This is a genomic window from Mucilaginibacter sp. P4_E8, from assembly GCF_056401495.1.
The window spans coordinates 1-11,125 of the sequence record NZ_JBFUJG010000148.1; the positions used below are offsets into that span (position 1 = coordinate 1).

The window sequence follows — 11,125 nt, forward strand, 5'->3', positions numbered from 1 at the left end:
GGGTTAACAGCAAACTGCCCGAGTTTGCCGAAGGCTTACAAGCCGGGCTCAAAGCGATAGGCGAGAAACTTCCTGAAGTGGTGGATGCCATGGTAAAACTCAACGCCCAGAATAAAGAACTTGCRGCATCGGGGCAAAAACCCAAAAGTGTTCTTGCTGAACTGGCCTCATCCATGTTTTCCTGGAACTCCATCATATCGGTAGGTATTACTTTGCTTACAACGTATAGTGGTGTAATTATAAGCTGGGTGGCTGATATGCTAAAAGGACAAACCACATTATCAGCTTTAGGAAAGGCCATGAAAGATAATAAGATCATCATGGATGCGCTGATTCAATCCAGATCAAATGGTGACAAAAATGCACAGCAAGAATTGGTACAATTAAAACTACTATACAGCGCAACTCAAAATCATACGCTTTCATTAAAAGAGCGTCAAAAGGCTGCAAATGAAATACGGGATCAATACCCTGGTTATTTTAAAAATATATCTAACGACATAATCTTAACAGGTAATGCCACAAAACAATATAATGATCTATCCGCTGCAATTATCGCATCTTCAAGAGCCCGGGCAGCAGAAGAGATAATGGTTAAAAATCAAATCAGGCAATTTGGCAATAACGATACGATAAAAAAGCTCACCCCTCAACTTGAAAGCCTCGAAAAACAACTAAATTCAATCCAAAAACAACATGACAAATTAGAAAATATGCCAGTTAACGGTGGAAGCACTTTTGGAATGGGAACCGATTCAAAAGACGCAGCAGGGCCCGCCACCATATCCAGACTTACCCAGGAACGCGATGTAATTAGAAAATTAATTACTGACCATGTTGCTGATTCAAAACTTTTAAATGGACAGAATGAGGTTTTAGTAAAATCAATCAATGATTATATACAAAAATCCGGGGTGCAGGTAATTACTGGTTTAAAGAAGGGTAGTGACCAGCAAAATCAAATTATAACCACACAAAAGATTAATCAAACAAAATCGCTTACTGATAATGAGGAAGCCTACACAGATTACCTTACTAAACAACTCCTGCAAACTACAAATGCCTTTAATAAAAAGTTAGAACAAGATCATAATAACTACACTACAGAGCAGGCTGCTTTAAAAAATTTGCTCGATAACAAACTCATAACCCAGGAACAATACCACCAGGAAAGCCAGCAACTGGAAGAAAAATATCACGTAAGCATTGGTGAGATCATTAAGCGGATGGATGCTGAGCAGCTGGCAAAAGTACAGCAACAGCAAAAAGACCTGGTTGAGGCCCAACAGCAAAAAGAGCTGTTAGCTAAAGATCAGCAAAATGTAAACAGGGTTATACTACCCGGCAGTAAACTCGAAGCCGAAAAACAGCTGATTACTGATAAATATAATTTCGAGATTCAAAAGGCCGCTGAAGCAGGTAAAGACACCGCCGAGATCAGGAAACAGTATGAACAGGAAATTACCGATGCTATCCAAAAAAGTGAGCAGCAACGCAAGGATTTTGCCCTGCAAACTGCCCAACAGATCTCAGATAAGGCTTTTTCCATCATCGGTAACAACATCAAATCGCAAAGCGATGCCAAAATAAAAGGACTTGAAAAAGATAAAGCTGCCGAGCTAAGCAATAAAAACTTAACAAGCACCCAAAGGCAGGCCATTGAGGCTAAATACCAAAAACAGGAAAATGCCGAAAAGATAAAAGCCTTCAAGGCAGAACAAAAGGCATCTATATTACAAGCCGTTATCAATGGCGCGTTGGCGATTACCAAAGTCACTTCGCAAGCCGGTATGTTGGCTCCCTTTGTTATTCCCGGCATTATTGCTTCCACAGCCATACAGGTAGCCACTATTGTGGCGCAAAAGCCACCACAATATGCCAAAGGAGGTTTACATTACCAGTCGGACGGGCGTGGGGCCTTGCTGCCAGGTTACAGCCGCACCGATAATACCAATGCTTTCCTGCGTTCGGGCGAAGCTGTGGTAGTGTCTGAGGCTATGCGCAATCCCTGGGCACGTAATCTGGTTAGCGCCATTAACGTTGCCCATGGCGGCAGGGATTTTTCGGCACCCAATACCGGGAGCGGCTATGCCGTCGGGGGTATATTTACCGATGGCGGCAATGCCAACCGGTACTACAATCAGCCGGTTAATGATGTAAAGGACCTCGCCAATACCCTGGCCTACCAAATGATCAACAACTTCCCTCCTATTTATGTGGATGTGAAGGACGTAAACAACCAGCAAAACATACTGGCCCAAACGGTTAATAGGGTGAATCTGTAAGCCCCTCGGCCCCTGAAGGGGGGGGTAAAATCAAGGTCAATAAATAATTTCAAACCAAACCATTAAAAGCATCCCCTTTAGGGGACGGGAGGGGCTACTCATGAATATCCAACTTGCAAACACACTCTTTGATGAAGGGGTATTTTCGGCCATGTATAAGGCCGGTTTCATCACCACTAAAATATTTACTTATCGCGAAATTTATCTCTGGATACACGCTCAGATGCAGATCCGCGGCATCAGCAAAAACCAGGCGGTACTGGAGGCCGAAGTAAAGTTTGGTAAAGACGAACGCACTGTATGGCGGGCCTTGAATTGTTTTACACAATAGATTGTCTGAACCGTGATTTTTAGGATTAAAGGATTCTCAGGATTTAAACAATGCAAATCAAAATCCTAAAATCCGATAAATCTGCTTAATCCCGGTTCAGACAAAATACAACTACTGACAAACTACTGTCACCATTGTATTAAACAATTGTTCCGATATTTGAATATCAATTAATCTGAACCACGATTTACGGGATTAACAGATTACCTGGATTAAAACAGCGCAGATCAAAATCCTAAAATCCAAAAAATCTGCTTAATCCCGGTTCAGACAAAAAACAGCCACTGACAAACTACTGTCACCATCAAGGTAAAAACAAATTCCGATCTTTGAATTATGCCAATCGGCATATTAAACACATAAGCAACTCTGCTCATTATTAATAGGCCAGGCATACTTCAAAACAACTGTCTGAATCAGAATTTTCAGAATTAATCAATTCACAGAATTATTGTTACCTGTTCTGTTAATTCTGATTCTRACAAACTCAAAACTCATTACACACAATCCAACACTCAAAAAAATGAGCTACAAAATTTATTTATACGATACCGAAACCGATTGTATAGGTTCGGGCAGCCTGTCATCTGCTTACATACAACAACAACTGGCAGCGGCAGCCGGCGATGATGTGGATGTACACATCAGCTCAGTAGGCGGCAGCGCCTTTGATGCCATAGCCATTTATGATCTCCTTAAAAAATATCCCGGCAGGGTAACTACATATATTGATGCGCTGGCCGCCTCGGCAGCTTCGGTTGTGGCAATGGGCGGCCAGCAGGTGGTGATGAGTAAATACGCCTTGCTCATGATCCACAAGCCGATGGTAGGCTCTTTCGGTAATGCCGATGAGCTTTTAAAAGATGTGCAGATGTTAAATGTAGTGCAATCGCGCCTGGCGCAGATCTACATGGACAAATCCGGGTTGGACGGAGTTACTATAAACAGCCTCATCAACTCCGTCACCTGGATGACTGCCGACCAGGCACTTGATCTGGGTTTTATTGACCAGGTAGATGATTATAGCACAACCATTATCAACAGTGCCCTCATCCAAAAATACACCAACACCGCGCCAGCAGTTTACCAGCGATGCATAAACAAAATCTTAAACAATAAAAACAACATGAACATCGAAAACAGAGAACTTATCGAGAAAACCACGTCGGTTTTAGACAAGATCATGAACTTCTTCAAAAAAGTGGTGAACAAACAAACCATTACTGACAAAGGCACCCTACACCACACAGGCGACATGGACACAGGCACCGAAGTGTACCAGGACGAGGACATGACCACCCCTGTCCCTACCGATACTTACACCACTGCCGACGGTAAAAAGATTGCCGTGGAAAAGGGACAGGTTCAACAAGTAACCTCTGCCGAAACCGATCCTAATGCCGATGATGAAGACGACGACCTTCCCGACAACAAGCTAAAATCATCTAAAAACCCTACAGAAATTCAAAACCGCGTTCAACAACTTAAAGCCCGGCTACATGCACAAAACGCCTTATTAAGCGAAGCCAGGGTAGCTCTGGAAGATGCAAACAATCGCCTGCAAAAAACCCGTATCGAAGTAAAAAACGAAATAAAATCAAACTTCACCCCCGAAGGCTCCAAACGCAGCAACAAAGCAAAAGCCGAAGTCACACCCTTCTTCGCCCCTCAAAGCGAAATAGCTAAAAACGCGGTAAAAAGAGCGGTAGCCCCCTAATCCCCTAAAGGGGGAACCTTAAAAAACAACATTAAATAATATAACCTCTTTCCCTAAAAGCAAACATTTAAATCAAAAGCTCCCCCTTTAGGGGGCTGGGGGGCAAAACCTTTTTATGGCTCAATTTACATTCACTAACAACACCTATGCCGGCGAAGCGCTGGCCGGGTTCATGGCAAGCACGCTGCTGGAAGCCGATTCCGTAAAACGTGGTCTGCTAACCGTAATTAACGACGTAAAATCGCGCAAGGTTATACTTGATGTTGATGACGACGTTGTACTGCAAAACCCATCCGGTTTGTTTACCGATCAGGGCACAACCGCTCAACAAACTGAAAGCTACCTTGACCCGGTAGTGTATGAATTTATGAAGCAGGAACAATGGGACAAGCTTGCCCAATCATGGGAAGCACAAGCCCTTAAACCCGGGGCTTTTATGGACTATGAAGGCATAGTTGACCTGTCGGATTTTATGGTGCAACGCTATTTAACCAAAATACAGATAGCCAACGAGAGGCTATACTGGTTAGGCAAAAGTGCTACCAAAGAAGCTGCATTTACAGCCGCATTCCCTGGGCTGTTACCAACTATCGCTGCAGCATCAGGCGTTTACAAGGTTGACTTGAGCAAACCGGCAACCTCTATGGCTGCCACAGCTATTGACGCCAGCGGTGTAGTGACCGTTGCAGATACAGCTACCCTATCTGATGGCGACGTGGTGACTATCACCGCGGTAACCGGTGCCAGCAAGGATACTACAAATGGTGCTTCAGGCGCGCCAAATGTACAGGGGCAATCGTACTTTATTAAAGTAGCCAGCTCAACCACTTTTAAACTGGTGCGCAACTACAATGAGGTAAATACCCGCAAACCAGCAACCTTTAGCGGTACGGCAACGGCAGCTACGGTAAGCTACATCAATGCAAGTAATGTACTGGGTGTTTTAACAAGCATTTATGCCCAGCTTGATCCTGCAGATCGTAGTCAGCCCGATTTTAACCTGCAAATACCTTTACACGTTGGTTATGCCTACGCACAGGCCCAGGCCGACAAGGCGGTTAATGTACTTAACGCCTTTACTGATCCTAAAAAAATGGATTACCTGGGTTTACCATTACAGCTCATGAACCACTGGCAGGCTAATACCATCTTGGGTGCACGCTCATCAAACTTATTCCTGGGTGTCGATCTGCTTGGCGATGCTTCTGAGCTATCAACGGTTTACATGAAGCCTTATACTAATGATAACGTTGTGCGCATGAAAGCCCGCATGAAGGCCGCGGTAAACTACAAATTTGCCAACGAGCTTTTTTATCTGAGCGCGTAAGTCAAATTACTGAGTTATCGAATTAATTGAATTGAAGCTCTTCAGCAATATTTCAATAATTCAAAGCTCAGTCAATTCAATTAATTCAATCAATCAATAATTCAACAATTAAGATACATGTCAATTTATAATAAAATAAACGCAGGGTTCAAGCTGGGTACAGATGAGCCAATTACTTCGGGTATTGAAGATGTTATTTACATCTTTAACCAGGACGATATCACCTTAACCTACGACATTGCAAACCCACTTATCGTTACAGGTTTAACCGCCATAAGTACCGCTAAAGTTTACAAATTTGAAGGTACCAACAATAGTTTCGGCACCACTTCTAAGCTGGCTAAAACACAGGTAGGGCCACGTTATACTGAGGAGATTGACTTCAACATTGCCGGTCTTTCGGTTGATATTAAAACGCAGTTAATGGCTATGGGTTACGGTCGCGTATGTGCCATAGCGGTAAACAACTACAAATCGAGTGATTCGGCCGTTGAACTTTTCGGAGCAGTTAACGGGTTGATCCTGACCGATGCCGAGCGCAATGCCGCCGATGAAACATTGGATGGAGGTTACAAATTAAAGCTGACCAACCCTGATAAGCTTAAAGAACCTTACCCTCCGCGCGCTATATCTATTGCTCCAACAAGTGGCAGTGCCACATACGCAAGTACCATAGCAGCAATTGAAGCGCTGGTAGCCGCATAATATCATTGCGTCATTCGGTCATTAGTCATTTCAGAATGGCTAATGACTATAATACTCACCAATAAAAACTAATGACCTGATGACTAATGAGATTATGACAAAAAAATACATTCTAAAGCCCGGCAAGCATCAGTTCGCCCCGGGCTCTGCGGCAGTGCACAGCAATGATAACCTGAATGATGAAGAGGCCAAGTGGTATATAGAAAAATATCCGCATATAGCCGATTTGTTTATGCAGATCCCCAAAGATCAAAAGTCGGCGACATCTTCTCGCCCAAAAACCAAAATTCAGGAAAAATTCAATAACTCAATAATCACAAACTTATGAAGACCTATTTGCCACAAATTGAGCGAAGAATATTAGTAAGGCCGAATCAAACCTATGGCATACTCAACTATGACCTGGATAATGCCTACCCGCAACGCATGCTGGAACTGGTAGCTGCTTCGCCTACAGCAAAAGATTGCTGGAACAAAAGAGCCAAATTTATAGCTGGCAATGGCTTTGAGGAAAAAGATCTCGKCAAACAGATTATTAACTCCAAAGGCCTTACGTTGGCTAAATTGTTAAAAGCTTTAGCGAATGATAAAGCTTTGTTTACCGGTTTTGGCATCCATGTAAATTACAATGCCAATTTTAAAATAGCCTCGGTAAACTATATAAAGTTTGAAGACATACGCATGGGCGATACAGATTGCGCTGATACAGCAGACAAATATGCGCTTTACTCAGACTGGGGCCGTAAAACCTGGAAAAACATTATGCGCAGTAAGATCACCTTCCTGGATAAATATAATCCTGATCCCGCTGTAATCGAACAACAAGTTACTGATGCTGGTGGATGGGAGCATTATAAAGGACAGCTATTTTACTTTAACCCTGAGGTGGACGATTACCCACTGATAGAGGCAGATTCCGTTTGGGAAGATTTTGAGACCGAAGCAGGCATTAAAATTTTCAATAACCGGGAAGTTACAACAGGCTTCTTGCCATCAACCATGTTGTTTATACAAGCCCGTAGAGAAGAAGCAGATAACAGCAGACCAGATACCGATGAATACGCCGGGGTAAATATTCCATCGCAATTAGAAAAAGATCTTGGTGCTTTCCAGGGAGCAAAAAGTGCTCAAAAAATAATTGTTATTGAGTATGAAGATGAAAATTCAAAGCCTGAATTTAAGGCCTACCCTATTCAGAATAATGACAAGCTGTTTGAAACCACCGAAAGATCAGTTGAGGCACGTATCATCAAAGGTTTTTCGATACCAAAGGAGCTCATCAATTCTGAAAAATCATCAGGATTAAGTAATGGCAGCGAAAAAAAGGAAGCCATCATTGAGTTTAATGACAACACAGCTCCTGACAGGCTTGAACTATCAGAAACTTTTGCCGAACTATTCAGTCATTTTTATATAGATGTTAATCCGAATGGCAATTGGAATATTATACCGGTACCAGCCATAACTGTCGATGATAACGCGGGAATTAAAGCCGGCAATAGTATAAATCAGTTACTATTATCAACCATTCCTGCAAAAAGTAAAATAGCCGCGCTGGTACACGCGTATGGTTTTAAACAAGCCGAAGCCGAAGCAATGTGCCCCTAACCTTCTGAAAGGGGGAGTAATTACACTTTAACAAATATTAATTATGAAAAAACACTTTAACATACCCCCTTCAGGGGGTTGGGAGGCCATGCTATGATCTATCTTATCAATCAAACCACTTTTCAGCAATACGAGGATATTACTGTAAACATAAAACCTGAACGCCTGAAAATATTTATCAAAAAAGCACAGGATCTCGACCTGAAACCATTTTTAGGTCATGCTTTATATTATGACTTTTTAACCTGCTTTAATGAAGATGGAACGCTAAAAGACGATACCCCTCAGCATTATAAAGACCTGCTTAATGGCAGCGAATATCTGGACCAGTATGGTCACATTGTTTTGTATGAAGGCTTGGCACCTACACTTGTATACTTCACTTTTGCCCGGTTTATTGAGAACGATGCCGTGCACTACACAGCCACCGGGCCTGTAATTAAACATCATGATAACGGCGATCCGCTTTCGGCACCTGCAATAGTAAAATTGGTTCAGCAACAACGTAGTACAGCAAATGCTCACGCTAATGAGGTGGAGAAATTTTTATGGGATAATAAAGAAGACTTTCCGCTTTGGCATTATAATGATAAAAATAAAAGCAGTAGACAGCCGGGGCCCCGAATAAGGGGCATTGACAAAACAGATTTCAATTATCCCGGCAGTTATAACAATTATAATTTACCAATAACCGAATTTTTAAACTGATGGCAACCGATAAAAAAATAAGTGAATTACCTGTAGCATCAGCAATTAGTTCTAATGACACTTCGGTTTTAGTAAAGAATGGTGTAGACTATCAGTTCGCTTTTAATACGTTGCTTCAATTTATTAGCTCAGAATTATCTGTTGGAGCCACTATCACATTTGGGACCTCAATACCTTCTAATAGCGTTGGTAAAAATGGTGATGTGTTTGTGAATACGAACAGTGGCTCTTTTGCTCAAAAGATAACCGGTATTTGGGCAGTGGTTTACACTTTGCCTTCGGGCAATACTCCAGACGGAACTGTTTTATATGGAAACAACAATCCAGGCTCAGCTATAGGTAAAAACAATGATACCTATGTAAACACCGTTAGCGGTATTTTCTATAAGAAATCAGCAGATGTCTGGAATCAGGTATTTTCAATGCAAACGGGGCCGCCAGGTTCGGCTGGCACACCTGGAGCAAATGGAACGAGCGGCACAAATGGAAATACGGTATTAAATGGAAATCATACTCCATCGAACCTCACCGATGGAGTTAATGGAGACTTTTATATCAATACCATCACCTATGATATTTTCGGCCCAAAGACTGACGGCATATGGGGGCCTGCTACATCGCTCATACCTGACGGAGTGCAAGCACCATCACTAATCACATACGAATCTGGCGAACTATTGCCTATCACCATAGACTACTCTGAATTTTCACAACATGGAAGTTATCCTGACATCATGGTTAAACTGGCAACAGGTAAAATAATAACAAGTCAAGCCGAAATTGATACAGGAACTGTATACCCACCGATTAGTATAGTAATAAATGCCAATGATGATGGAAGCGGAAATCTTGCCAGCGACATAATTATAATAATTAAAGACTAACAACATGAAATTAAAGAAATATTTACTTTTATTATTACTGACCATTTCCTCCTTATGGGGAATAAGATCGCAGGCTCAAACGGTTACCCCCCAATGGAAAGCAGGAACAGGATATATTTTAAACTTTTATCCAGGAAAATCACCTATTGGTTATGATACTTTAGGTTATGTAGGTTATTTACGGAATCTTTTTAAACTTAAATCAGATAGTGTTAATGATAATGGGTATGTAACCCATGGGTATTTTGATAATAATACAATAGCTCTTAATGGATTAAGAAAATATACAGCATACCCAGGCAGCTCGAATACATCCTTTGCATTAGGGGGTTATTTTATTGATAATACTTTTTTAGATATAAGAGATTTTACTTTTGGGTTTAGTGGTGGAACACCTACATATCCAGATCCGGGATCATCTTTTGTAGCCTATACTATGGGGACTGGTCAGATATTGTCAGAAACTCAAAATAGGGATATAAGTGGTGATATTGGCGATGTTCAAGAAAGATTATCTGGTAACGGCTATGAGCTTGTTTATGGAAGAAATGCCGGAGTGTATTCTATTAGATTAGATACGATAAATAATATAGTATTTAAAGATAGTTTTCATAATAAAGGAGCGTCTTACGATGCTGATTACACAGCAAATCAGTTAATGGATGATAGATCTATAACAGATGTTGGAGGAGTCAAACATCTTATAGGAAACAGGCCAGACAGCACAACAGTAGCAAATACATACGCTCATTTAAATGGAGGTAACGTTTTTACTGGTAATCAATTTTATTCTGGCGACGCTACATTTAGTGGCCCAAATCCTGTTGTCTTTACACAAGGGATAAATATATTTGAGCCAACTAAACTTCGATTCTTTGATAACGTGAATGTGAATAGCCATTCTCTTTTTCAGCCGGGGATAGGTCATCAATTATGGTTAACAGATGAAATAAGTGGCGATATTACAGTATTTGCAAACGGTACAATAAAAGATTATAACACAAATAAGTTTTATTTGAAAGCAGGGGATGTGCCAGATAGCGCAACGATATCAAACACCTATGCTCATTTAACCGGAAATAATAATTTTAATGGCAACCAAATTATAAATGGGAATATAACCGCAAGTAATGTAACCGCTACATCAGATGTTATTACTCCTGAATTACTTTTAGCAAGCCCTGGCAAGCCGGGATTCTCCTTAAGTTCCAATAGCACCTATACAGCTTTAAGAGCATATGATGCTATTGGAAGTGATAACGGATATCAGTTGAGAATGAATGCTAATGGTCAATTAGTATATGAGAATTGGAATACACCATCTGGAACCACATCATTGAAAGTTAACGGAGTTATTACTGCTACGGGCGCTCCTGTTGCTCCAACTGATGTTGTAAGGTTGCAAGAGCTATCGGCACACACTGCTATACTTGATAGTAAAGTTGATACAACAGTTCATGATGTTGTTATCACTCTGGGACAGTCAAATGCCCAGGCAGCGCATGGAGATAGCACCCAATCAACTAAAACTGTACCTGGAACAGCAACTCAGTATTACAA

Annotated in this window: 10 protein-coding genes; all 10 read left to right on the forward strand. The window is 41.4% G+C overall.

Annotation, left to right across the window (positions count from 1 at the left end; translation table 11 throughout):
- The coding region (locus tag AC1DRQ_RS26440; RefSeq protein WP_477428360.1) for a coiled-coil domain-containing protein 6 at positions 1-2,285 on the forward strand (2,285 nt) is incomplete at its 5' end.
- Between the two features lie 100 nt (positions 2,286-2,385).
- Complete coding sequence (locus tag AC1DRQ_RS26445; protein ID WP_429395705.1) at positions 2,386-2,616, forward strand: hypothetical protein; 231 nt, start codon at positions 2,386-2,388, stop codon at positions 2,614-2,616.
- A gap of 523 nt (positions 2,617-3,139) precedes the next feature.
- On the forward strand, positions 3,140-4,333 hold the full coding sequence (locus tag AC1DRQ_RS26450) for a head maturation protease, ClpP-related (protein ID WP_477428363.1): 1,194 nt from the start codon (positions 3,140-3,142) through the stop codon (positions 4,331-4,333).
- Between the two features lie 115 nt (positions 4,334-4,448).
- Positions 4,449-5,660: a hypothetical protein gene (locus AC1DRQ_RS26455; RefSeq protein ID WP_477428365.1), complete on the forward strand. Its 1,212-nt coding sequence runs from the start codon at positions 4,449-4,451 to the stop codon at positions 5,658-5,660.
- Between the two features lie 117 nt (positions 5,661-5,777).
- A complete protein-coding gene (locus AC1DRQ_RS26460; protein WP_429395697.1) occupies positions 5,778-6,365 on the forward strand; it encodes a hypothetical protein in 588 nt (195 codons plus the stop codon).
- A 79-nt stretch (positions 6,366-6,444) separates the two neighbouring features.
- On the forward strand, positions 6,445-6,693 hold the full coding sequence (locus tag AC1DRQ_RS26465) for a hypothetical protein (protein ID WP_429395694.1): 249 nt from the start codon (positions 6,445-6,447) through the stop codon (positions 6,691-6,693).
- Positions 6,690-7,973: a hypothetical protein gene (locus AC1DRQ_RS26470; RefSeq protein WP_477428368.1), complete on the forward strand. Its 1,284-nt coding sequence runs from the start codon at positions 6,690-6,692 to the stop codon at positions 7,971-7,973. Before AC1DRQ_RS26465 ends, AC1DRQ_RS26470 begins: the two co-directional genes overlap by 4 nt.
- Positions 7,974-8,066: 93 nt before the next feature.
- Entirely contained in the window at positions 8,067-8,681 is a 615-nt protein-coding gene (locus tag AC1DRQ_RS26475) for a DUF6712 family protein (protein WP_477428370.1), read from the forward strand.
- The gene (locus AC1DRQ_RS26480) at positions 8,681-9,565 is read left to right on the forward strand and encodes a hypothetical protein (RefSeq protein WP_477428372.1); all 885 of its coding nucleotides are present in this window, start codon (positions 8,681-8,683) and stop codon (positions 9,563-9,565) included. The genes AC1DRQ_RS26475 and AC1DRQ_RS26480 overlap by 1 nt, the downstream gene beginning before the upstream one ends.
- Before the next feature lie 4 nt (positions 9,566-9,569).
- On the forward strand, positions 9,570-11,125 hold a 1,556-nt coding region (locus AC1DRQ_RS26485; protein WP_477428373.1), incomplete at its 3' end, for a hypothetical protein.

Coding starts and splice junctions, on each gene's coding strand:
- AC1DRQ_RS26445 (WP_429395705.1), top strand. CDS start 2,386: ATGAATATCCAACTTGCAAACACACTCTTTGATGAAGGGGTATTTTCG.
- AC1DRQ_RS26465 (WP_429395694.1), top strand. CDS start 6,445: ATGACTAATGAGATTATGACAAAAAAATACATTCTAAAGCCCGGCAAG.
- AC1DRQ_RS26450 (WP_477428363.1), top strand. CDS start 3,140: ATGAGCTACAAAATTTATTTATACGATACCGAAACCGATTGTATAGGT.
- AC1DRQ_RS26455 (WP_477428365.1), top strand. CDS start 4,449: ATGGCTCAATTTACATTCACTAACAACACCTATGCCGGCGAAGCGCTG.
- AC1DRQ_RS26480 (WP_477428372.1), top strand. CDS start 8,681: ATGGCAACCGATAAAAAAATAAGTGAATTACCTGTAGCATCAGCAATT.
- AC1DRQ_RS26460 (WP_429395697.1), top strand. CDS start 5,778: ATGTCAATTTATAATAAAATAAACGCAGGGTTCAAGCTGGGTACAGAT.
- AC1DRQ_RS26475 (WP_477428370.1), top strand. CDS start 8,067: ATGATCTATCTTATCAATCAAACCACTTTTCAGCAATACGAGGATATT.